Genomic DNA, 23,051 nt, shown 5'->3' on the forward strand with positions numbered 1-23,051 from the left:
TTCAACTATGGTGCGGGTGGAGGGACTTGAACCCCCACGCCTTGCGGCGCCAGAACCTAAATCTGGTGCGTCTACCAATTTCGCCACACCCGCATGATCTAAAAGGGGCAAGCCTGCGCCTGCCCCATGTTTGCGCGCTGTCTAGCAAAGGTCCGCGACGGATGCGAGAGGAAAAATCACCATGAAAAAAGCAGTTCCTTAACGTTTTCTCGCCATGTTTGGGGGCGCATATGGCGGCACGACCACTGCCCAGGATATCACGATGCGTTCGACGCCCCAAAATCACAGCGATCCGTTTCAGCCCGTTCTATCATCCGACATCGGGATCTGTGCCGGTACGTTGATCATGACGCTGGATGGCGAGTTGCCGGTGGAACATCTGGTTCCCGGCGACCGGGTGGTCACCCGTGACGGCGGCGTTTGTGTGCTGAAGAATGTCACCGCCCGCCGCGCCAAGGTGCGTCCGTTGGTGATCAAGGGCGGTTCGCTGGGCCATACCCGCCCCGGTCTTGATATGGTCGTGACACCGGCCACCCGCATTCATATCCGCGACTGGCGCGCGCCGGTTCTGTTCGGTGCCGAAAGCGCCGATGTCGAAGCAAGCCGCCTTGCCGATGGTGAATTCGTCGCCCAGCAGAAATGGCAGGTCATGCAGGTCTTTGATCTGGAATTTGCCAGTGATCACATCATCTATGCCAACGGGGTCGAGATTGTGGTGCAGGCGGCCTGACGGTAGAGGCTCCGGATCAGGTCCGGGGCGGTTATATTGCAAGCAACCACCTATAATCCGAGGGCGCGAAAGACCTTTGGCAACTCCTCTGGCAGATCCTCGGCAATCAATCCCGGCCCGAAGCTGAGCGCGCATTCGGTATGCAGCCACGCCCCGGTTTCGGCGGCCTGCATCGGTTGAAACCCGCGCGCGAGCAGGCCGGTGATGAACCCCGCCAGCACGTCGCCGGAACCCGCTGTCGCAAGCCATGGGGCGGAGCGTTCGTAGACCGACGCATTGATGGAGCAGCGCCCTGACGGGTCGGCGATGACCGTATCGGGCCCCTTGAACAGCACGACGCAGCCCGCCCGCTTGGCCGCCTCGCGGGTGGCGTCGACTTTGGAGTATGCTGGGCCTTTGGTGGCGGGGGCGTTCAGTTTTTCGGCGATGTCAGGGAAGAGGCGGGCGAATTCGCCAGCATGCGGGGTGAGGATGCAGTTTTCGTGGAGTTTGGCGAAGAGGGTTTCGTCCTGTGCGATCAAGGTGAGCGCATCGGCATCCAGCACAAGACTCCGCCCCGGGCCTGACCCGGGGCCTCTCGGCTTGACCTCTGGTTGAGGTCCCGGGTCAGGCCCGGGACGGGCCTTCTCGAGTGCGGCGTCAAGCAGCTTGACCTCCCGCGCGCCGGTCCCCAGTCCCGGCCCGAGGCAGAGCGCGTTAATGCGCGTGTCCTGCAGGGTTTCGGTCAGGCTGTCGGCATCCTTGACCCCACGCAACATAATCGCGTTGAGTTGGGCCGCATTCTCTATCAGCGCCGCAGGCGGCCCCCCCACGGTCACAGCCCCCGCCCCGATGCGAATTGCGCCGCGTGCGGCGAGACGGGCAGCGCCACCCTTGCCAACACCGCCGGAGAGGATGAGCGCGTGACCGTGGGAGTATTTGTGGGCATCAATATGGGGTTTGCTTAGTGCACTAAGGGACCGCCCGCTTATCAGCCTGACAACGCCATCGAAGTGTTTCAGTAGATATTCACTGGTAGTTTCGGATATCTCAATGCCAAGCGGGCTAAGGTATACTTTGCCGCAGTCCATTGAGCCGTGCGACAGGACGCAGCCAAGCTTTTTCCAGCCAAAGCATACAGTAAGATGCGGTGTAACTGCCTCACTCAACGTTGGCATCCGGTGATGATCGGCACTTGGATATCTTAACACACGCCCGCTATCGGAGCAGATGCCGCTTGGCAGGTCGACCGAAACGATGCGGCGACCATCATTCAAAAATTGGGCCTGCTTCAGACATGCCTCAACTTGGGGTGGAAGTGGTCTGACAAGACCCGTGCCAAACAGCGCATCGATGAGAATTGGTGCGCAGGAGCCCTTTTGCGGCATCAGAGAAATCTTTGCTTCGGCCATGGTGCACACCACATCAAGCGTGGTCCACCTTTGAAAATTCACCTTTGCATCAGGCGGCAGCTTCTCGGCATCCCCATACAGAAAAACCTCCACCTGCCAGTCTGCTTCTTTCAGCAACCGTGCGACCACAAACCCATCACCGCCATTATTGCCCGGGCCGCATAGAACCACTGCGCGATGGTTCTTCTTTCTAAGGTCCGGCCATTCGGCAAAAATCGCATCCACCACACCCCGGCCCGCCCTCTCCATCAGTTCCAGCCCGGTCACCTCTCCGCTGTCGATTGCGGCCTGCTCGATGGCGCGCATTTGGGCAGCGGTTAAGAGTTCGGTCATGGTTTCAGCACCTCAAGTTTTTAGAGCGCCCGATCAGTAGGCGAGTTGCACAAAAAACAGGCAAACGATATGCTTTCCCCTGACCAGCATGGGGTAAGGTTCGACCACGAATTGTCCCTTTGCAAGAGAAATGGTCTGACCACCACTGAAACACCAAACGGGAGTCGCGGGCCATGAAAAAGATCGAAGCGATCATCAAACCATTCAAGCTTGATGAGGTGAAAGAGGCGCTGCAAGAGGTTGGCGTGCAGGGTCTTTCGGTCGTTGAGGTCAAGGGCTTTGGCCGCCAGAAAGGCCATACCGAACTCTATCGTGGCGCCGAATATGTGGTCGATTTCCTGCCCAAAGTGAAGATCGAGGTCGTCCTGGCCGACGATCAAGTCGATGGCGCCATCGAGGCGATCATCGGGGCCGCCAAGACCGATAAGATCGGCGACGGCAAGATCTTTGTGTCGTCCATCGAACAGGCCATTCGCATTCGTACCGGTGAAACCGGCGACGACGCGCTTTAATTCAAAATTCTGCTACAAAAAGGGACATCATAGATGGACAACAAAGCTGTTCTGAAACTGATCAAGGACGAGGATGTCGATTATGTCGATATTCGCTTCACCGATCCGCGCGGCAAGCTGCAACACGTAACCGTGGTGGCCGATCTGGTGGATGAGGATTTCCTCGAAGAGGGCTTCATGTTTGATGGCTCTTCCATTGCTGGCTGGAAATCCATTGATCAGTCCGACATGAAACTGATGCCGCAGGCCGAAAGTGCCTATCTGGATCCGTTCTACGCTGAAAAGACACTCTGCATTCACTGCAACATTGTCGAGCCCGACACAGGTGAGGCCTATTCCCGCGACCCGCGCGGCACCGCCGTCAAGGCAGAGGCCTATCTGAAAGCATCCGGCATTGGTGACACAGCCTATTTCGGCCCCGAGGCTGAATTCTTTGTCTTTGACGATGTGCGTTTCAGCGTGTCGATGAACAAGGTGTCCTATCAGGTTGATGCCATCGACGGCGCCTGGAACACCGACACCGAATACGAAATGGGCAATACTGGCCATCGCCCTGGCATCAAAGGCGGCTATTTCCCGGTGAACCCGATTGATGACGCGCAGGAAATGCGCTCTGAAATGCTGTCCACGATGAAGCGGATGGGCATGAAGGTCGATAAGCATCACCACGAGGTTGCATCCTGCCAGCACGAGTTGGGTTTGATCTTTGGTACGCTGACCTCTCAGGCAGACGATCTTCAGAAGTACAAATATGTGATCCACAACGTGGCGCAGGCATACGGGAAATCCGCCACCTTCATGCCAAAGCCGATTGCAGGCGATAACGGCACCGGCATGCATGTGAACATGTCGATCTGGAAAGACGGCAAGCCACTGTTCGCAGGTGACAAATACGCCGATCTGTCGCAGGAAGCGCTTTATTTCATTGGCGGCATCCTCAAGCACGCCAAGACGCTGAACGCCTTCACCAACCCGTCGACCAACAGCTACAAGCGCCTGATCCCCGGATTTGAAGCCCCCGTGCTGCGCGCCTATTCCGCCCGTAACCGGTCGGGCTGTGTGCGTATCCCATGGGCCGAAAGCCCCAAGGCCAAGCGTGTCGAGGCCCGCTTCCCCGATCCGGCGGCGAACCCTTACCTGTGCTTCTCGGCCCTGTTGATGGCCGGCCTTGACGGGATCAAGAACAAGATCGATCCGGGTCCGTCCTCTGACAAAGACCTCTACGATCTGCCGCCCGAAGAGTTGGCCGAAATCCCGACCGTCTGCGCATCCTTGCGTGAAGCGCTGGAATCGCTGGAAGCGGATCATGACTTCCTGTTGGCCGGTGACGTGTTCACCAAGGACCAGTTGGAAGGCTACATGGAGCTGAAATGGGAAGAAGTGTACGCCTATGAGCACACACCACACCCCGTGGAATACAAGCTTTACTATAGCTGCTGAGGTCGGGCGGGTCCGGCCCGCCACCTGATGAAATTCATGGGCGTCCCTTTGGGGCGCCCATTTGCGTTTTGACGCCCCTAACTTCTTCACCCTATTGCAAGGAAATCCGCCTAGACTTTTGTTCAGGGTCGAAATCGTTGAAAGCGCCCCCTTACTCATCTACAACCGGCCAAAGTGGTATCAGGTTTGAAATGGAAGAGGCTGTCGATGAACAGGTTTTTGAAATGCACGGGTTTGATTGCGGCGGTCGCAGGGCTGGCCGCCTGTGAAGGCCGGACTGGCGACAGCAATCAGATTCTGGATGGCGGGCTGGATGGCGGCGCGCTGGCCGATGGGCTGGCCAATATCTGGGTCTCTCCGGATGGCTGCCAATACTGGTATATTGACGATGGCCTGGAAGGGTATATGGCTGCCCGCCTGAACCGCGATGGGACGCCGGTTTGCACGACGCCGGAGGACACAAGGACGTCGATGCTGACCAAGGATGGATCCAGCATCGCGATGGAGCCTGAACCACAGCGCTGATCTGACCGGGCCATCGCGGCCCGGCCGCACCTTTTCCAGCGGTTTCAGACCCCTAAGCGCTGTCCATCGCCGCCTTGAGGCTGATCGTGTCGTCGATCAGCTTGACCAGCGCCAGCGTCAGGTTGATCAGCGAGGCGACAAGTGCCGCGCCAGCGGTTCCGATTGCCAGCAAGATGGTCGCGGTCAGGGATGCAACCGCCGTCACGATCGCCTTGATCGATGACAGCAGCGCTTTGACGATCCGCTTGATATCACCCCACATATCGTTCCACATCTGCTTCATCGCGTGTGCCACAGCCTTGGCGATGTCATTAATCACGTCACGCACCACGGTTTTCTTGGGCTTGTCCTTGTCACGGAACTTGCGCATTGCGCCCGCAAGCCGTTTCAGTAGTTCCTTGGCCAGTTTCTTCATTGGATTGATGCTTTTCTTGGCGGCTTTTCCCATGGCCTCATCAGCCTTGCGGGTCCGTGCGGCCTTGACCGAAGACAAGGCCAGAATCACAAAAATCAGGTCTATGACAACTACAACTGTTGCAGCGGCGACTTTCACGTTCTTGTCTTTTGCGCCGCCAAGCCGACCGATCCGCAGCACCTCCTGACTATCAACGATCAGCGTGCTGCCTGTATCGGTGTCGATGAATTGGGCGAACTTGACGCCTTCCTCGGCAAAATGAATCGCCTCGGCAGGAAGTTCACCGCCCTCAAGCACGGGTTTGAGTTGTGCATCCACGTCGGCCAGAACATCGTCGATATCGATTGGTTCGCCGTCCTGCTGCGCTTCCGCCAGCATATCGGCCAGAAAGCCGTCGGTTTCCATCATCCGTTTCACCTGTTCGCGGGCCTCATCGTAGGTGTCCACCATGGGCAGGCCAAAGGTGTCTGCTGCTTCCTCCTGATCCGCCCCAAGCGTGTCCGGGGTGAAACTGGTGCGTAACTCCGCGATATCGTCGGCGCTGATGAAGGCCGGATCAAACTGAATACCGGTGTCTTTGAATGTAACAAGGGCCATGCCATACCTTTCCTTTACCTGGTGTCAATTTAGTGAAGCCGCGGCAGCTGGCAGTGTGAAATGGTACAATGTGGCGATTTCCGCCAAGGATGTCCCGTTTGAGCAGTGGTTTTGTCGATTTTTGACCGGACCCATGCCCGGAACGCAGGCACCATGGCAGGAGTTGTTACAAGGATCGCTGTCATGAACACCCATTATCGCGACACCCGCAAAATTGACCCCACGCGCGGCGCGACACTGGATGACGGCACCCCCAATGATCAGGACCGGGTCGAGATCGGGCCGACCCAGCTGGCCTATGCGGAATGGGCGGCTGCCGGACTGGAATTGCCCAACCTGCCCGCCCTGCGCGCCTGGCGTCATCGCCGCCTGACCGATGCGGTGAATGCCCGCGATTATGGTGGTATTTTGATGTTTGATCCGCTCAACATCCGCTACGCCACCGACAGCACCAATATGCAGCTATGGAACACGCATAATCCTTTTCGTGCCTGTCTGGTCTGTGCAGACGGCTATATGGTTGTCTGGGACTACAAGAACGGGATGTTTTTGACCAAGTTCAATCCGCTGGTTGCCGAACAACGCACCGGGGCGGACCTGTTCTATTTTGATCGCGGTGACAAGCTGGGTGATGTCGCAAACAGCTTTGCCATCGAGGTGCGCGACCTGATTGCGGAACATAGTGGCGGTAATATGCGCCTTGGCGTCGACAAGCCGATGCTGCACGGGTTGCGGGCATTGGAAGCCGTAGGTTTCGAGGTGTTTCCCGGTGAGGAATTGACCGAAAAGGCGCGCAGCATCAAAGGCCCGGATGAGATTTTGGCGATGCGCTGCGCGTCGCATTCCTGCGAGGCGGCCTGTTACGCAATGGAGGATGCCGCCCGTGCCGGTGTGCCACAGGGCCATATGTCAGAGGATGATATCTGGGCCGTCCTGCATGCCGAAAATATCCGCCGCGGGGGCGAGTGGATCGAGACAAGGTTGCTCACATCCGGCCCGCGCACCAACCCGTGGTTTCAGGAATGTGGCGGGCGCATCGTGCAGAATAATGAAATCGTGGCGTTCGATACCGATCTGGTGGGTGCCTATGGCATTTGCATCGACATCAGTAGGACCTGGTGGATCGGTGATCAAAAACCCCGCCCCGACATGATTGAGGCGATGCAGATCGGCGTTGAGCATATCGAACAGAATATGCAGATGCTGAAACCCGGCGTGTCGTTCCATGACCTGACACACAATACCCATGTGTTGCCCGACAAATATCAAAAACTGAAATACGGTTGCCTGATGCATGGGGTTGGCCTGTGCGATGAATGGCCGCTGATCGCCTATCCCGACCGCTGGGTCGCAGGCGCGTTCGATTACGAGGTGCAATCGGGCATGGTGTTCTGTGTCGAGGCGTTGATCAGCCCCGAGGGCGGCGATTTTTCAATCAAGCTGGAAGATCAGGTGCTGGTTACCGAGGACGGGTCCGAGAACCTGACGAAATACCCGCATGATCCCGCTCTTATGGGGGCCTAGCGTGGGTTTGAACTTCGCCCTAGGGGGTCAGATGCACCCGGCCATAGATACCGCGATGATCCGACCCCAAAAGGGGTCTGCGTTCGATCATGCCGCCACCCGGCGCCAGAACATGATCCAGCAGCAGTGGCACACCCTTTATCACGAAAGTTGGGCGGGTTGGCCCAGCCAGTCTCGCGTTCGCCGCCTGCCCCAGTTGCTGCACGCTGGCGGCCCAGGGGAACATGTTGAAATCACCGGCTAAAACGATGGGGCCGTCCAGCCGCGCCAGAACCTCAAGTGCTGCATCGCGTGATTTTTCCTGACCGTAAGGATATGGCCAGTAGAAATGCACCGAGCCAACCCAGATCTCCTGCCCCTCGCGGATGATCTGCGCAGCGGCGAGCCCGAATTGCTCTGAACAGATCGTGTCGCCCGTGAATGGATGGCGGGACAGAACCGCAATGCCGTTCCATCCGGAAAATGTGCAAAGATGCTGATGAGGATGGGCAGCGGCAAGTGAACCCAGCAGCATGTTGTTGCGCCGCGATACCTCCTGCAGCATCACGACCTCCGCACCGCTGTCGCGGATATCGCGGGCGAGAGCCGCCACAGACGTATTTCCGAACCAGACGTTCTTGCTGTAGATCGTGAACTCTCCCCCCGCCGGCCCGGCCACCAGCGGCGGCACCGTGGTCAACGCGGCCGCCGTCCCGCAGGCCAGCAGCGCCAGCCGCAGCGCCCGGCGCATCCGGATCAGCGCCCAGATCACACAGGCAATGCCCAGCGGCATCCGCAGCAACGACAGGCTGTCACCCGCCGGATGCAGCCACCCTGCAAAGCCCAGCAAAACCCCGATACACAACAGGGCCGCCACGATTGATGCCAGCAATTTCATCATGGTAACATCTTTCACCTTGCCGCGACTGCGCCCTGTCCGGGCTTGTTTGCGTGGCCTGCTCTGGGCATGTCTGCCCCACCAAGAAGGAAAGGTCCAATTGACATGCCGACTGAAAAGCTCACCTTTACCGGCCATGCGGGCGACACGCTTGCGGCGCGGCTTGATCTGCCAAACGGCCCGCATCTGGCCACCGCCCTATTTGCACATTGCTTTACCTGCTCCAAGGATATTACCGCCGCCCGGCGGATTGCGGCCCGTCTTGCCGCCATGGGTGTTGCTGTTCTGCGGTTCGATTTCACGGGGCTGGGCCATTCCGAGGGTGAGTTCGAGAACACAAATTTCACATCCAACGTGCAGGATCTGCACGCCGCTTGTGCAGCGCTTGAGCAAAAGGGCATGGCGCCGTCCCTGCTGATCGGCCATTCGCTGGGCGGGGCTGCGGTGATCAAGGCCGCCCCCGAGATGCCAACGATCAAAGCCGTCGTGACCATTGGTGCCCCGTTTGATCCGGGCCATGTCACCCATAACTTTGCCGATGCCATCCCCGAAATCGTAGACCTGGGCGTGGCCGAGGTGAACCTGGGCGGGCGTCCTTTCCGGATCGGCAAAAGCTTTGTCGATGATGTGTCAGAAGTCGCTTTGTCCAGCAGTCTGGCCAAACTTGGGGCTGCCTTGCTGGTCCTGCACGCGCCGCGCGATGCGACCGTTGGGATCGAAAACGCTTCTGACATCTTCCTGGCGGCCAAACACCCCAAAAGCTTTGTCACGCTGGACGATGCTGATCATCTGGTCACCCGCCCCGCCGATGCGGAATACGCCGCAGATGTGATCGCCGCATGGTCCAAACGCTATCTCGACCTTGCCCCGCCGGCCAAGCCTGCCGATGTGCCTGAAGGTATCATGCGCGTGACCGAAGCCGACCCCAACGGGTTTCTGCAGGATGTGCAGTCTGGCCCGCATCATGCGCTGGCCGACGAACCGGCCAAATATGGCGGCACCAACAAAGGACTGACGCCTTATGGTTTTGTATCGGCAGGTCTTGGTGCCTGCACGTCGATGACGATCCGGATGTATGCCCGGCGCAAGGGCTGGCCGCTGGATGGCGTCAGCGTCGATATCGCCCATGCCAAGGAACACGCACAGGATGCCGCCGATCCGGGCGCCAAGGTCGATCACTTTGATCGCACCATTCGGCTGACAGGGGATTTGTCCGAGGAACAGCGCGCACGGCTGTTGGAAATTGCGGACAAATGCCCGGTTCACAAGACGCTTGAGCGGTCATCGACCGTCAGGACGGTTTTGGCCTGATTTTTTTTGCGGGAACCAAATGGGCCCATCCGCGTTGGTTAATCAGAGATTGCAGCGAAAGCGGCAATTATTGGAAATGACAAAAAGGAGTTATGTCATGTTGGGTTGGGCCGTTACATTTCTTGTTGTTGCACTGATTGCCGCTGTTTTGGGCTTTGGTGGTATCGCTGGTGCATCCGCCGGGATTGCACAGATTATTTTCTTCATCTTCCTGGTGCTGTTCGTCGCCTCGCTGATCATGCGGGCCGTGCGCGGATAGATATCTGACGACATCAAATGAAAAAAGGCGCTGCAAACGCAGCGCCTTTTTTTGCATTTCAGACCCTTTGGTCTCAGCTCCGAGCGTCGCCGATCAGCTTCCACAAGGCTGGCAGAAGCAGTGCAGCCAGACCCAGTTTCAGCGCGTCACCGATCAGGAACGGGGTCAGACCAACGCCGATCACCCAAGCCGCACCCTTGTCGGCGTAAAGAACGCTCAGCCAGGCAAGGCCAAATACGTAGATCAGGGCGGTCCCTGCCAGCATGGCCACCGCCATCAACAGCACCGACCGGTCGCAGCCTGCGCGCGCCGCCAAACCCAGCGCCAGCGTGGCAAGGACGTAACCCACCAGATAGCCGCCTGTGCCGCCCATCATGTAGCTGATGCCGTAGGCTTCGGCCGAGGAACTGGCGAAGACGTCAAAACCAAGGGCACCCACGATCATATAGCCGAGGATCGTGGCCAGCCCCAGACGCGGGCCGTAAGCCGCACCGATCGTCAGAACCGCAAAAGTGCCCATGGTGATCGGTACAGGCCACATGGGGATTTTGATCTTGGCAAAGATCGCCAGCGCCGCAATCCCCAGGATCACCATCGCCGCCTGTTTGACGCGCAAGGATGTGCCTTCGGACGGACCGAACGCCTCGGTCAGGACTTTGTCATTGAGTGCGAGGGCCATGTGCCGCTCTCCCCTGTTTTGATTTCATTGCAGGTTTATTGCCCCAGCCACGCGCGGGGCGCAAGCGCGATAGCGATAACGGTCAGGCGGCGTAAGATGGGTCTTGACCCATCCTACCGGGTGAATTCGGTGACGGATGTGTAATCCTTGCGCGGCCCGGTCACGACCCAGACCGCCCGCCAGCGCGGCCAAGGGATGAAATCATAACGCACCGCATAGGCATCATCGCCACATTGATGATCCGTGCCGGACACATAGCCGTGCGGTACAAAACTGTGAAAGGCTGATCGGTCGTCAAACGTCATATCGACCCGGCCATCAGCGAAATGCCAGCGGTAGCGGCGCGTCGCTTCCATCTCTGGCCCATCACCCAGCCGCAAACGCCCCCGTTCTTCGTAAAGCAGCGTATCAGGTGCATCATCAGTGAAGGTGGCGGTCCCCTCCAGCCGCCCCGCGTTGCCGGTCAACCTGTCTGTGATCTCGCGGCTGATGCGCCATTCGCCTTTGAAATCCGCCAGTGCCAGCATCTATTTCACCATCGCGCTGTCTGCCCGGCACATATTGACCGTGATCTTCATGTCATCTCTCCCTTGAGGCTCCGCTGGCACCTCTTTATGACGCAGGTGCAAACTGCTGCCCACCCCCATATCAAAGGTGCCCATATGATCCCTCGTTACTCTCGTCCGGAAATGACCGCCATTTGGGAACCAGCGACAAAATTCCGCATCTGGTACGAGATCGAGGCCCACGCCTGCGACGCGCAGGCCGCAATTGGTGTGATCCCGAAAGAGAACGCGGAAGCGGTCTGGAAAGCCAAGGATGTTGAATTCGACGTCGCCCGCATTGACGAAATCGAAGCCGTGACGAAACATGATGTCATCGCCTTCCTGACCCATCTGGCCGAACATATCGGGGCCGAGGATGCCCGGTTCGTCCATCAGGGCATGACCTCGTCCGATGTGCTGGACACCACTTTGAATGTGCAACTGGTTCGCGCCGCCGATATCCTGATTGCCGATATGGATCGGGTACTGGCCGCGCTGAAGGCCCGCGCCTTTGAACACAAGATGGATGTACGGATCGGGCGCAGCCACGGTATTCACGCCGAACCGACCACGATGGGCCTGACCTTTGCGCGGTTCTATGCGGAAATGGACCGGGGGCGTGCGCGTCTGATTGCGGCGCGCGCTGAAATCGCGACCGGGGCAATATCAGGTGCAGTCGGGACATTTGCCAATATCGATCCATCGGTCGAGGAACATGTCTGCGCACAGCTTGGCCTGACGCCAGAGCCGATCAGCACACAGGTCATCCCCCGCGACCGGCACGCGATGTTCTTTGCCACGCTGGGCGTCATCGCCAGCAGCATCGAAAACATCGCCACCGAAATCCGGCACATGCAACGGACCGAGGTGCTGGAAGCCGAGGAATTCTTTTCCAAGGGGCAAAAAGGCAGCTCTGCCATGCCCCACAAACGTAACCCGGTGCTGACCGAAAACCTGACCGGGCTGGCGCGTCTGGTGCGCATGTCCGTTGTTCCCGCGATGGAAAATGTCACGCTCTGGCACGAACGCGATATCAGCCATTCATCGGTCGAACGCGCCATCGGGCCGGATACGACCGTGACCCTAGACTTCGCCCTGAACCGGCTGGCCGGGGTGATCGAAAAACTGGTGATTTATCCCGACAATATGCTGGCCAATATGAACAAATTTCGCGGCCTTGTCATGTCACAGCGCGTGTTGCTGGCATTGACCCAGGCAGGTGTCAGCCGCGAGGATGCTTACCGGCTGGTACAGCGCAATGCGATGAGAGTCTGGGAGGAAGGTGCGGATTTCAAAACCGAGTTGCTGGCCGATGATGAGGTGACACAGGCCCTGTCAGCAGATGAAATCGAGGAGAAATTCGATCTTGGGTATCACACTAAGCACGTAGATACGATTTTCAACCGCGTTTTTGGCGCGGATGAAGGGTAAAGTGACCAGCCGTATGTCCCACCCCGGCCGGTCACGTCATTTTCATTAGATCACCGAAGGTGCATGAACCGGCTGCGGCTGCGGCATATGGGTCGCTTTCGGCAGATGCGCGGCAGGGATCGTCTTGGTCTTTTCAGCACCTGCGGCAGCCTTGCTGCGTATCGTTGGCATGCTGATACAGGCATAACGACGTCCGTCCTCTTCGTTGCGGTAGGGTTCGCCGATCCGGTGGGCATCATATCCCAGTTTGCGCAACGTCCGCGCCATCGCCAGAGGAGATAGCGACATCAGTTCCGTTGCACCGTGCTGTTTGGCGATGTCGACCGCGCCATCCAACATCAGCGATAGGCAACTTGACCGATCCGCCTGTGTGTCCACTTCATCAGCGATCACAGTGCGTGTCACTTCCCAAACATTTTTGGTCGCTTCGGCCTGTGGGATAATGTCCGCAGGAATGCCGATCAACTTTCCGGCGACAGCGTCACGCAACATATAGGTGTGTGATCCCCACTGTGCTGTGGTGGCCATCACGCGGGCCCCGCCCACAACTTTGCCGTCACGCAACACCAGCGAATAATACGCGGTTGGGTTGTCATACTGGTCCATCTCAACGTCATCATCATGCGGGATCTGCCATCCCAACTGGTCTACGAAGAAACGCTTGCGCAAGCCCAAAAACTCGTAAAACGCGGCACCGTACAGATGGAGCTGCGCAAGGTTGAAGGTAACATTTTCCATAACTTTCTTTCTCTCTACTAAGGTTGAGTGACGAGTGGTGCCACCTCAGGTCGGACGTTGCGTGTACTGCAACAACGACAAATTAACTCGAATTGTTCCGAATTGAGAGAAAAAATGGCCCTTGGGCGGAAACTGTCTAACTTCAAAGCCTTGCGGCCAGGAAAAGGTTAAATCAGCCCGTATTGGCTGGCCAGTGTCGCCGCCTGCGTGCCGGTTTTTGCGCCCAGTTTCAACTTTGCGTTCTTCAGGCGCTGCTTGACCGCGCCTTCGCTGACATTCAACTCATGCGCGATTTCCTTGAGCCGCTTGCCGTCCTTGACCATGCCCAGCGCCTCTAGCTCGGCACGGGTCAGATTGGTGGGCGGGGCCGTTTCATTGTGCCTGCGGGTCAGGAATGCCTTGAGAAGCTTGACCTCCAGGTCAGTATACTCGCGGTCAGAGCGAACAAAGGACGCAAATGACCGTTGCGCATCAGGTCCGCTATCGAGGATGGAGATCGTCACCCCGTAGCGCAGCCCGAATGTCTGCGCCTGCGCGATGATCCGCTTGGGATCGTCCAGCGGCAGCGCGCTCCATCGGCAGGTCCCCACATTGCTGTAGGCCCATCTAACGACCGGATCAAACAGCATAAAACGGTTGTTGGTGTAGTGTTCGATCCATTCGGGCGGAAGCGCGTTAATCTCTTCCATGGGAAAGGCAAAACCGATACGGAGGGCAATATAATGCCCCGCCGGAGCAAGCTGCTCAATCTCCTTTGGACCCAAAAGTGCCGACATTCACCTACCTCGAGGCCCTCATTTTTTATAAAAGCCTTGTTGCCTCTGCACTGTTATACCTACAATGTCGATACGCAATGCCTTCTAAAGAGTATTTCGAACGTAGATCGTTTGGCAACCGGAAAGCGAGTTAGGGACATGTCATCGACACAGGTAGAGATTAGTGAAGTTCTGGGCGAGTTGAGACAGATGGCACCGGCAGGTTATGCGATCGGGCTTCAGATCCAATACACGACCCCAAAATTCATGTTTCAGACATATAGCAAAGAATGGTTAGACTTCTATTCACAAAGGGGTTTGCTGATGTTGGACCCCACGCTGGCATGGGGGTTCGAGAACACCGGGGCTGTCCGTTGGGACGCGTTGAAAGACAACGACCCCGCTGGTGTTATGAAACTGGCAGACGAGCATGGGATCAAACACGGCATCACCTGTGCACAGGAAACCGAAGGCGCAAAAGATGGGATTCGCAGCATCGGAAGCTTTGCCCGCGAAGACCGCGATTTCACCGACCAGGAGGTCGCCACCATCAGCGCGCGGTTTGATATGCTGCATGCGGCAACGGACGGTCAGGCGCAATTGTCGCCCGAGACCGTGCAGCAACTGAAAAATATGTCGATCATGGTGACTCATCCCGGGTCATAAGCTACAGGCGTCCTAACCATTCCTTTACGGCCCCGGGTGTAAAGGAATGTGATGGAATTTCAGCCAAGTATATCCGGCGGTGATACACTGACCCGCCGCCGCAAGGCCGCGATGATCGTTCAGATGATGATCAGCGATGGCGGCAGCCTGTCGTTATCTGAACTCCCCGAATCACTGCAAGAGGCTTTGGCCGGCGAATTGGGGGCGATCCGCCTTGTTGACCGGAACACCGTCACCGCCGTGGCCGAGGAATTCGCGAGTGAGCTTGAGGCTATTGGCCTTTCTGCCCCCGGCAATCGCGATGGCGCGATCATGGCCATTGCCGATCATCTCAGCCCGCCCCTGGCCCAACGTCTGCGCGCGCAAACCGCCGCCGTGCGCAACGGGGATCACTGGCCGTCGATCGTTAATCTGCCAGTGGAACGCATTGTCAGCATCATGACCGCCGAAAGCATTGAGGTTTGCGCGGTTGCGCTGTCCAAGCTACCGGTGGCCAAGGCGGCCGAGGTCCTGCAGAAAACCCCGGGCGAACGGGCCCGGCGCATTACCTTTGCCATGTCGCAGACCGCCGATATCACCCCCGATGCCGTGCGGCGCATCGGGGCAGCCTTGGCGCAGGATTATGGCCGCATCAACGAGCTGGCCTTTGAAAAGGCGCCGGTGCAGCGTCTGGGCGCGATTCTGAACTCCACCGCAACCGACACAAGAGAGGACGTTTTGGAGGGGTTGGGCGCCACCGATCCGGATTTTGCCAGCGATGTGCGCAAGGCGATCTTTACCTTCAAGGATATCGCCCCCCGGGTCAAACCGACGGATATTCCCAATTGCATCCGGTCGGTGGATGGTGCGGTTCTGACAACGGCCGTTGCCGCCGGACTTGCTGGCGACGAACCGCTGGTCAAATCCGCCGAATTTATCCTGGGCAGCGTGTCGCAACGTATGGCGACCCAGATACGCGAGGATGCCGCTGAACTGGGCAAGGTGAAAAAAGACGATGCCGAAAAGGCGATGGCCGAAATCACCGCCGCCATTCGGGAGATGGTCGATGGCGGGATCATCAAACTGATCGACCCTGACGAGGAGCAGGACGACGAGGCCGCCTGACAAACCGGCACCGGCCCCTCTATCTGACCGATGGACAGTTCTGCATGAACTGATCTAACCTTTGGGCATGACACAAAACCCTGATCCGTTTGACGGCAAACGCTGGCACGATATGGGCGGCGACGCTGCCGGCGCCGTGCCAACCGAACAGCATGACTTTTCCCTATGGGAAAAACGTGTGGACGCCCTTATGGTGATCTGCTCCGCCAAGGGGCATTTCACCGTTGATGGTCTGCGCCGCGTGCTCGAAGACATGGGGCCCGAGGCATTCGAAACGATGAACTATTACGAACGCTGGATCGCCTCGGTTAATCAGAACCTGATCGAGGCGGGCGTCTATACCACCGCCGAACTTGCCCAGCGGATGACCGAGGTCGCCGCACGCGGCCCCACCTATGGCGAGGCAAGCGGTGGCTGAACGGACCTATATGCGCGTCCGGCCCGATATGCCCCCCGGCCATGTGCGCACCCCTGCCTATCTGCGCGGCAAAACCGGCTGGGTTGAACGCAGGCTGGGGCCCTTCCCCAACCCCGAAGAGTTGGCCTACGGCCATAAGGGCAACCGGCTGCCAGTGATGCGCGTGCGCTTCACTATGGCCGAGGTCTGGGGTGCAGGGGCCGAAACGCCTGACGACACGATTGACGCGGAAATCTACGCGCACTGGCTGGAAGAAACGGACCCACCCCATGCCTCATGATCATCACGACCATCTGTCTCCGTCGGGTCATCCGTATCGCCCGGACGATGATCATCCGCTGACCTACTGGCAGCAGATGGAAATCGCCATGCGTGAGATCTTGATCGAAAAAGGTGTCACCACCGCCGCTGAAATCAACGCCCAGATTGACGCGATGGATGCCCGCAGCCCGGCCAATGGGGCGGCCGTCGTCGCCAGGGCATGGACTGATCCGGCGTTTCGCGATGATTTGTTGGCCGATGGCAGTGCGGCGAGTGCGGCCATGGGGTTTGACATCGGCCCGATGAAGCTGATCGCCGTCGAAAACACCGCGGATGTGCATAACATCATCGTCTGCACCTTGTGTTCCTGCTATCCGCGCAACCTTTTGGGCCTGCCGCCTGACTGGTACAAATCCCGCGCTTACCGGTCGCGCACTGTGCGCGAACCGCGCAAGGTGCTGGCCGAATTCGGGGTCACCTTGCCCGACACGACAACGGTCCGCGTCCACGACAGCACGGCCGATATGCGCTATATCGTGATCCCTGCCCGCCCTGCCGGGACCGACGGCTGGTCTGCCGATGATCTGGCCGGGCTTGTCACCCGCGACAGCATGATCGGCACCGGGCTGGCACGATCACCCGCCGATCATGCCTGACGCGAGACCAGGGCGGGTTCATGGCTGACATCGCGGAAACACCGCCCCCCCAGGGATCACGCGCCGATTGGCTGGCGGATCGCGCCTTGCGTGGCCTGATCAGCACGGTGTTGCGCCTGCCATATGAAACCCGGGTGCCGATGATGGGATCAGCGCTGCGGCGGGCCATCGGGCCACTGGTGGGGTATCGTAAACGGGCCGAAGAAAACCTGGCCCTGATCTATCCCGACATGGATGAGACGGCCCGGCGCGATCTGGCCGAAAGCTGTTGTGACAATTTCGGGCGCACCTTGATCGAGAATTATTCATGGGAGGAGTTCGGCACACGTCTGGCCGACACGACCCCGACCGGCGCCGGGCTGGAAGCACTTGCCGAAGCGGCAGCCGCCAAACGACCGGTGATTTTTGTCACCGCGCATTTCGGCAATCACGAGGCCCCCCGCCAGGTTTTAACCCGGATGGGGCATACCATCGGCGGGCTATATCGCCCAATGCAGAACGCCTATTTCAACGCGCATTACGCCAAAACCATGACGTCTTGGGGCGGGCCGGTTTTTGAACAGGGACGGCGCGGCACGATGGGTTTTGCCCGGCATCTAAAATCCGGCGGCATGGGCACGCTTTTGTTTGACGTGTCGGCCACGGGCCTGAAGATACCATTTCTTGGAAAGCCCGCCCACACCGCGACCTCTGCCGCAGATATCGCCCTACGACTGGATGCGCTGGTGATCCCCTATTTCGGGATCAGGCAGCCCGACGGCCTGTCATTCGCGGTCGAGGTCGAAGCGCCGGTGGCCCACATGACACCCAAGGCGATGATGACCGAACTGACCGGGCGGCTTGAGGCGCAGATCGCCCGCAATCCGGCGCAATGGTTCTGGATTCACCGCCGCTGGAAAGCGCGCTAGCGCAGCTCCGCCGCACCCACAATCGGGCCATTGCGGGCCTCTTGGATCAGCACCACAATAGGATCACCGCCAGAAATGGCCACGTTCATCCGCAGCGGGTCTGCCCCGTCCCAGTCGCCAATGACATCCCAGGCGTTGACCACATGAGCATAACTCAGCTCGCGACCTGCGTTTTCGCCCCGGCGGATCGCCACAGTTTCCTGCGGCGTATAGCGGACCAGTTGCACCACGTAATCGCCGCGCTGGTCGCCCTGGGCGTTGATCTGGATGATATCGCCACTGCGGCTCAGCGTCACATCAAAGGGCGATCCCTTGCTGCGATGCGCCGCCACCAGATCCATCACCTGCATCGGGCGCGACCCGACAACATGGTCTTGACCATTGATGATCATCTGCGGAGTATAGACGGTCGTGGCACTGGCCGCCTGCGCATAGGCATGTTGACGGGCGGTATATTCCGGGCTGGCAAAAATGTCTTTCCAACCGATGTAGTCCCAGTAATCCACATGCAGTGCCAGCGCGATGATGTCGTCCCGTTTGGCCAGATCATGCAGGAATGCATCAGCAGGCGGGCAAGACGAACAGCCTTGCGAAGTAAACAGCTCCACAACCACAGGGTTATCCGCTGCGGCAGGGTTCGTGGAAAGAATGCCTGTCACAGCGAGGGCGGTCAAAAACTGGCGCATGTGGTGTCCCGAAAACTTAGTGCGACACCGGTGTATTGAGGATCGACTGAAATAGCCAATCAACGAATTGCGAGAAAATCGTCATCAATATTTCAGAGTTTCGATCAATTGTGTGCAATGGTATACAAATCCCCCTTGATCGCGCGCGCCCCTTAAGGCACAAGCCCCTCAAGAACCCATCTAGCACATGCCATGAAAGGGAATCGCAATGACGATCACTGTCGGCAAAGACACTGCCAAAACCCGCAAAACCCTCACCGTTGGCGACCAGTCGGTTGCCTATTATTCGATCCCTGCCGCGCAGGCCGCTGGCCTCGGCGATTTCACGAAACTGCCCGCTGCGCTGAAGGTGGTGCTGGAGAACCTTTTGCGGTTCGAGGATGACGGGTTTTCGGTCTCCGTGGATGACATCAAGGCGTTTGGCGAGTGGGCCACCAACGGCGGCAAGAACCCTCGCGAAATCGCCTACCGCCCGGCCCGCGTGCTGATGCAGGATTTCACCGGTGTGCCTGCCGTGGTCGATCTTGCCGCGATGCGTGACGGGATCGTGGCGCTTGGTGGTGACGCCCAGCAGATCAACCCGCTGAACCCTGTCGATCTGGTCATCGATCATTCGGTGATGATCGACGAATTCGGAAACCCCCGCGCCTTTCAGATGAATGTGGACCGCGAATATGAACGCAATATGGAACGCTACCAGTTCCTGAAATGGGGTCAGGGTGCCTTCAACAATTTCCGCGTCGTCCCCCCCGGCACAGGCATCTGCCATCAGGTGAACCTTGAATATCTGGCCCAGACCGTCTGGACCGACAAGGATCAGAATGGTGAGGAGGTTGCATACCCCGACACGCTCGTCGGTACTGACAGCCACACCACCATGGTCAACGGTCTGGCCGTGCTCGGCTGGGGCGTCGGCGGGATTGAGGCCGAGGCCGCGATGCTGGGCCAGCCCGTCTCCATGCTGATCCCCGAGGTCGTCGGGTTTGAGCTGACCGGCCAGATGGTCGAAGGCACCACCGGCACCGACCTTGTGCTGAAAGTCGTGGAAATGCTGCGCGAACTGGGTGTTGTGGGCAAATTCGTGGAATTCTACGGCGCTGGTCTTGACGTGCTGCCGCTCGCCGACCGGGCGACCATCGCCAATATGGCGCCCGAATATGGCGCGACCTGCGGCTTCTTCCCCATCGACGGCGAGACCCTGCGCTACCTGCGCAACACAGGCCGTGACGAAGACCGCATCGCGCTGGTCGAAGCCTATGCCAAGGAAAACGGCTTCTGGCGGGATGAGAACTACGCCCCCGTCTACACCGACACCCTGCATCTGGACATGGGCACCATCGTGCCTGCCATTTCCGGGCCGAAACGGCCACAGGATTACATCGCGCTGACCGATGCATCATCTGCGTTCGGCAAATACATTACCGGTCAGCGGCCAGAAAAAGCTGCACCAGCGGATGAAAAGGCTGAAATGGCAGCCGAGGGCGGTCCAGTTGCGCCTCATCATATCCCCGGCGACGAAGGGCATCATAAAAGCCAGGCGGTCGAGGGCGAAGATTACAAACTGCATGACGGGTCCATCGTGATCGCCTCGATCACGTCCTGCACCAACACATCCAACCCTTACGTGATGATCGGGGCCGGTCTGGTCGCCCGCAAGGCCGCCGCACTGGGTCTGAACCGCAAGCCTTGGGTGAAAACCTCGCTTGCCCCCGGCAGCCAGGTCGTCAGCGAATATCTTGAGGCCGCAGGGCTGCAGGAAGACCTCGACAAGATCGGGTTCAACCTCGTCGGCTATGGCTGCACCACCTGCATCGGCAACTCCGGCCCGATCCAGAAGGAACTGTCAGACGCCATCGCCAAGGGTGACCTGATTGCGACATCTGTCCTGTCAGGCAATCGCAACTTCGAAGGGCGGATTTCGCCAGACGTGCGCGCCAACTACCTGGCCTCGCCACCGCTGGTCGTGGCCTACGCGCTGGCCGGTGACATGAATATCGACATCACAAAGGATCCGCTGGGGCAGGATCAGGACGGCAATGATGTCTTCCTGAAAGACATCTGGCCCACATCTGCCGAGATCAACGAACTGGTCGAAAAAACCGTGACCCGCGAAGCCTTCATCAGCAAATATGCCGATGTCTTTAAAGGTGACGAAAAATGGCAGGCGGTCGAAACATCCTCCGGCGAAACCTATGACTGGCCGCCAACCTCAACCTATGTGCAGAACCCGCCCTATTTCCAGGGCATGTCCAAGGACCCGGGCGAGATCAACGATGTGGTCAATGCCAAGGTCCTCGCCGTTCTTGGCGACATGGTCACCACCGACCACATCAGCCCTGCCGGGTCGTTCAAGGATACAACGCCGGCCGGCAAATACCTGATCGAGCGGCAGGTGCCCGTGCGCGAATTCAACAGCTACGGTTCACGGCGCGGCAATCACGAGGTCATGATGCGCGGCACATTCGCCAATATCCGCATCAAGAACGAGATGCTGGATGGCGTCGAAGGCGGCTACACCAAAGGGCCGGAAGGCAACCAGACCTCGATCTTCGAGGCCGCGATGGCACATCAGGCCGAAGGCACGCCATTGGTCGTGTTCGCTGGCGAACAATACGGTGCCGGGTCCTCACGCGACTGGGCGGCCAAGGGCACGGCCCTGCTGGGCGTCAAGGCCGTGATCGCCGAGAATTTCGAACGCATCCACCGCTCCAACCTCGTGGGCATGGGGGTCGTCCCGTTCGAATTCACTGGTGACGACACCCGCAAATCGCTGGGTTTGACAGGCGAGGAAACGGTGACCATCACCGGGCTGGCAGACGTGAAACCACTGCAAGAGGTGACGGCGAATATCACCTTCGCGGATGGGTCGACGAAAGACATCACCCTGAAATGCCGGATCGATACAGCGGTCGAGATCGACTACATCAAGTCGGGTGGCGTGCTGCACTATGTGCTGCAGAATTTGGCGAAGGCTGCCTGAAACGAGCAATGTCAAAACAAGCAAGGGTCGCAGTCTACGGCCCTCGCTTTTCGTGTTGTTGAAGTTGGAAGGACTATAAGACTTGGAACAAGCAGAAGAGCTCAGGCAGCTGGAGACGCAATGGTATCGAGACGGTGAAGCGGATACCCAAATCGAAAACCTACGTGATCTTGAAAATGGTCTGCGGAATTGGGTCCGAGAACTGAACCCAGATACTCTTCACGAAATCGCACTAAACTGGAATTGGGATGCCGGAACCGATCTATTGGTCGAAATACTGTGCCATCCAGATTGTGATCGCGGCACTGCAATGACAATCTACGCGCTTGCTGACCCTTCGTTTTATGAGAGGGCTTCAATCTCGACTGATGAGAGTGACGAAGGATACGTAATACTCAGCACGGTTATGCGTGGATTTGAGAACGGACAATACCAAGTCGGTCAATTCGCAATAGATCCAGACTTCACACTGTCTGAGCTAAAGGCATATCGCGACAAGAAATGTGAGTCTGATGACCCAATAATCTGGAACCTGCCAGATCGCGCATTCGAACCGCTAGCTGGGAGAGTTCCAAGACCCACATATCAGCTTATGAACGGCGAAACTCTCATGATCGCGTTTGGGGATTGGGTCAAAGAACAACGGCGTTAAACTGCTACTCTACTCCATCGCTTGGTCCAATTCCGGCAAAAACCGCTTCGCGCGACCTACCTGCCCTGGACAATCGCCTCCAGCAATGTCGCGTCGTCCCAGTTGCCATAGGCCTCGGCGGCGCGCAGGGCTGGCAGGAACGTCGCCTCCAGCCGGTCGCGGCTGAGGCCGCCATAGTGTTTGTTCAATACCGTTCCGTCGCCCGCCACGATATAGGTCACCGGTATCGCGATAGATCCCCAGCGCCGCGCGACCTCCCGCGTCGGGTCCGACACGGTCGCGAAAAACGGATTGCCGTGTTTTTCGAGATATGTAACCGCGTCCCGTTGATGATCGCGCATATTGACTCCGGCAACCCGGTAGCCGTCCTGCTGCAATTGCAACAGGATCGGATGTTCCCGGCGGCACGGCCCGCACCAACTGGCCCAGAAATTCACGATGGTGACTTCGCCAGCCCGCAGATCAGCGTCGGTCAGCAGGCGCGTATCACCAACCGGTTCCGCCCTTAGCGCGGCGGCTTGATGCGGCTTGTAAGGTGGAGGATTTTCCCTGGCCTCTCGGGTTGAAAATATACCCACGACAACAGCCAGACAAACACAGGCAAACAGCCCGGGACTCATCAGATCATCCATGAAATACGTCCTCCGCGCCAAAACGT

At 58.4% G+C, this 23,051-nt stretch carries 25 protein-coding genes and 1 tRNA gene; 16 read left to right on the plus strand and 10 right to left on the minus strand.

The features are described from left to right. Nucleotides 1-8: 8 nt before the first annotated feature. Nucleotides 9-93, minus strand: a tRNA-Leu gene (locus ACFWW4_RS05135). Between the two features lie 169 nt (nt 94-262). Here ACFWW4_RS05135 and ACFWW4_RS05140 point away from each other — a divergent pair. Further along, complete coding sequence (locus ACFWW4_RS05140) at nt 263-730, plus strand: Hint domain-containing protein (RefSeq protein WP_393926353.1); 468 nt, start codon at nt 263-265, stop codon at nt 728-730. 50 nt (nt 731-780) lie between these two features. Here ACFWW4_RS05140 and ACFWW4_RS05145 read toward each other — a convergent pair whose 3' ends face one another. Then, on the minus strand, nt 781-2,454 hold the full coding sequence (locus tag ACFWW4_RS05145; protein ID WP_411889873.1) for an NAD(P)H-hydrate dehydratase: 1,674 nt from the start codon (nt 2,452-2,454) through the stop codon (nt 781-783). Nucleotides 2,455-2,627: 173 nt separating this feature from the next. Between ACFWW4_RS05145 and ACFWW4_RS05150 the strand changes: the two genes are divergently transcribed. The 3 genes from ACFWW4_RS05150 to ACFWW4_RS05160 all read left to right on the plus strand — a co-directional run bounded on the left by ACFWW4_RS05150 (nt 2,628) and on the right by ACFWW4_RS05160 (nt 4,931). Beyond that, nucleotides 2,628-2,966 carry a P-II family nitrogen regulator gene (locus ACFWW4_RS05150; RefSeq protein ID WP_393926357.1) on the plus strand — a complete coding sequence of 113 codons (339 nt, stop codon included), beginning with the start codon at nt 2,628-2,630 and terminating at the stop codon, nt 2,964-2,966. A gap of 33 nt (nt 2,967-2,999) precedes the next feature. Further along, nucleotides 3,000-4,406, plus strand: coding sequence for a type I glutamate--ammonia ligase (gene glnA / locus ACFWW4_RS05155; RefSeq protein WP_393926359.1), 1,407 nt, complete (start codon nt 3,000-3,002; stop codon nt 4,404-4,406). Between the two features lie 207 nt (nt 4,407-4,613). Then, complete coding sequence (locus ACFWW4_RS05160; protein WP_411889874.1) at nt 4,614-4,931, plus strand: hypothetical protein; 318 nt, start codon at nt 4,614-4,616, stop codon at nt 4,929-4,931. 52 nt (nt 4,932-4,983) lie between these two features. On the opposite strand, the gene ACFWW4_RS05165 is transcribed toward ACFWW4_RS05160, so the two are convergent. Beyond that, nucleotides 4,984-5,943 (minus strand): hypothetical protein, encoded by a 960-nt coding sequence (locus tag ACFWW4_RS05165; RefSeq protein WP_411889875.1) that lies wholly within the window; start codon nt 5,941-5,943, stop codon nt 4,984-4,986. Nucleotides 5,944-6,126: 183 nt separating this feature from the next. On the opposite strand from ACFWW4_RS05165, the gene dddP reads away from it, so the two are divergent. Next, entirely contained in the window at nt 6,127-7,467 is a 1,341-nt protein-coding gene (gene dddP / locus ACFWW4_RS05170) for a dimethylsulfonioproprionate lyase DddP (protein ID WP_411889876.1), read from the plus strand. Between the two features lie 19 nt (nt 7,468-7,486). On the opposite strand, the gene ACFWW4_RS05175 is transcribed toward dddP, so the two are convergent. Then, on the minus strand, nt 7,487-8,347 hold the full coding sequence (locus ACFWW4_RS05175; protein ID WP_411889877.1) for an endonuclease/exonuclease/phosphatase family protein: 861 nt from the start codon (nt 8,345-8,347) through the stop codon (nt 7,487-7,489). Between the two features lie 102 nt (nt 8,348-8,449). Here ACFWW4_RS05175 and ACFWW4_RS05180 point away from each other — a divergent pair, with 102 nt between their 5' ends. Next, nucleotides 8,450-9,655 carry an alpha/beta fold hydrolase gene (locus ACFWW4_RS05180; protein WP_411889878.1) on the plus strand — a complete coding sequence of 402 codons (1,206 nt, stop codon included), beginning with the start codon at nt 8,450-8,452 and terminating at the stop codon, nt 9,653-9,655. 97 nt (nt 9,656-9,752) lie between these two features. Further along, the gene (locus tag ACFWW4_RS05185) at nt 9,753-9,914 is read left to right on the plus strand and encodes a DUF1328 domain-containing protein (protein WP_393926371.1); all 162 of its coding nucleotides are present in this window, start codon (nt 9,753-9,755) and stop codon (nt 9,912-9,914) included. A gap of 73 nt (nt 9,915-9,987) precedes the next feature. On the opposite strand, the gene ACFWW4_RS05190 is transcribed toward ACFWW4_RS05185, so the two are convergent. Continuing rightward, complete coding sequence (locus ACFWW4_RS05190; protein WP_411889879.1) at nt 9,988-10,593, minus strand: biotin transporter BioY; 606 nt, start codon at nt 10,591-10,593, stop codon at nt 9,988-9,990. A 113-nt stretch (nt 10,594-10,706) separates the two neighbouring features. After that, the gene (locus tag ACFWW4_RS05195; RefSeq protein WP_411889880.1) at nt 10,707-11,120 is read right to left on the minus strand and encodes a DUF6314 family protein; all 414 of its coding nucleotides are present in this window, start codon (nt 11,118-11,120) and stop codon (nt 10,707-10,709) included. A 135-nt stretch (nt 11,121-11,255) separates the two neighbouring features. Here ACFWW4_RS05195 and purB point away from each other — a divergent pair, with 135 nt between their 5' ends. Continuing rightward, nucleotides 11,256-12,569: an adenylosuccinate lyase gene (purB, locus tag ACFWW4_RS05200; protein ID WP_393926376.1), complete on the plus strand. Its 1,314-nt coding sequence runs from the start codon at nt 11,256-11,258 to the stop codon at nt 12,567-12,569. A gap of 45 nt (nt 12,570-12,614) precedes the next feature. On the opposite strand, the gene ACFWW4_RS05205 is transcribed toward purB, so the two are convergent. Together ACFWW4_RS05205 and ACFWW4_RS05210 are read right to left on the minus strand one after the other, a co-directional pair. Next, entirely contained in the window at nt 12,615-13,307 is a 693-nt protein-coding gene (locus ACFWW4_RS05205; protein WP_393926378.1) for an acyl-homoserine-lactone synthase, read from the minus strand. Between the two features lie 167 nt (nt 13,308-13,474). Continuing rightward, entirely contained in the window at nt 13,475-14,083 is a 609-nt protein-coding gene (locus ACFWW4_RS05210; RefSeq protein ID WP_393926380.1) for a helix-turn-helix transcriptional regulator, read from the minus strand. 246 nt (nt 14,084-14,329) lie between these two features. On the opposite strand from ACFWW4_RS05210, the gene ACFWW4_RS05215 reads away from it, so the two are divergent. From ACFWW4_RS05215 to ACFWW4_RS05240, 6 genes are all read left to right on the plus strand, one after another. Then, complete coding sequence (locus ACFWW4_RS05215) at nt 14,330-14,728, plus strand: autoinducer binding domain-containing protein (RefSeq protein WP_393926574.1); 399 nt, start codon at nt 14,330-14,332, stop codon at nt 14,726-14,728. A 51-nt stretch (nt 14,729-14,779) separates the two neighbouring features. Next, nucleotides 14,780-15,832 (plus strand): FliG C-terminal domain-containing protein, encoded by a 1,053-nt coding sequence (locus ACFWW4_RS05220; protein ID WP_411889881.1) that lies wholly within the window; start codon nt 14,780-14,782, stop codon nt 15,830-15,832. Nucleotides 15,833-15,899: 67 nt separating this feature from the next. Further along, nucleotides 15,900-16,250 (plus strand): ScnB-like protein, encoded by a 351-nt coding sequence (locus tag ACFWW4_RS05225; RefSeq protein ID WP_411889882.1) that lies wholly within the window; start codon nt 15,900-15,902, stop codon nt 16,248-16,250. Further along, a complete protein-coding gene (locus ACFWW4_RS05230) occupies nt 16,228-16,530 on the plus strand; it encodes an SH3-like domain-containing protein (RefSeq protein WP_411889883.1) in 303 nt (100 codons plus the stop codon). The genes ACFWW4_RS05225 and ACFWW4_RS05230 overlap by 23 nt, the downstream gene beginning before the upstream one ends. Then, the gene (gene nthA, locus ACFWW4_RS05235; RefSeq protein WP_411889884.1) at nt 16,520-17,167 is read left to right on the plus strand and encodes a nitrile hydratase subunit alpha; all 648 of its coding nucleotides are present in this window, start codon (nt 16,520-16,522) and stop codon (nt 17,165-17,167) included. The genes ACFWW4_RS05230 and nthA overlap by 11 nt, the downstream gene beginning before the upstream one ends. A 20-nt stretch (nt 17,168-17,187) precedes the next feature. Further along, entirely contained in the window at nt 17,188-18,075 is an 888-nt protein-coding gene (locus ACFWW4_RS05240) for a lysophospholipid acyltransferase family protein (RefSeq protein WP_411889885.1), read from the plus strand. Here ACFWW4_RS05240 and ACFWW4_RS05245 read toward each other — a convergent pair. Then, on the minus strand, nt 18,072-18,761 hold the full coding sequence (locus ACFWW4_RS05245) for a DUF1223 domain-containing protein (protein WP_411889886.1): 690 nt from the start codon (nt 18,759-18,761) through the stop codon (nt 18,072-18,074). The genes ACFWW4_RS05240 and ACFWW4_RS05245 overlap by 4 nt on opposite strands. 208 nt (nt 18,762-18,969) lie before the next feature. Between ACFWW4_RS05245 and acnA the strand changes: the two genes are divergently transcribed. Then, nucleotides 18,970-21,741 (plus strand): aconitate hydratase AcnA, encoded by a 2,772-nt coding sequence (acnA, locus tag ACFWW4_RS05250; RefSeq protein WP_411889887.1) that lies wholly within the window; start codon nt 18,970-18,972, stop codon nt 21,739-21,741. 82 nt (nt 21,742-21,823) lie between these two features. Then, nucleotides 21,824-22,393, plus strand: a complete 570-nt coding sequence (locus ACFWW4_RS05255) for a DUF4274 domain-containing protein (RefSeq protein ID WP_411889888.1) — start codon at nt 21,824-21,826, stop codon at nt 22,391-22,393. 56 nt (nt 22,394-22,449) lie between these two features. Here ACFWW4_RS05255 and ACFWW4_RS05260 read toward each other — a convergent pair whose 3' ends face one another. Then, entirely contained in the window at nt 22,450-23,025 is a 576-nt protein-coding gene (locus tag ACFWW4_RS05260) for a DsbE family thiol:disulfide interchange protein (protein ID WP_411889889.1), read from the minus strand. Nucleotides 23,026-23,051 lie beyond the last annotated feature (26 nt).

Origin of the sequence: Yoonia sp. SDW83-1 (genome assembly GCF_046762885.1) — a bacterium.
Classification (GTDB): Bacteria; Pseudomonadota; Alphaproteobacteria; order Rhodobacterales; family Rhodobacteraceae; genus Yoonia.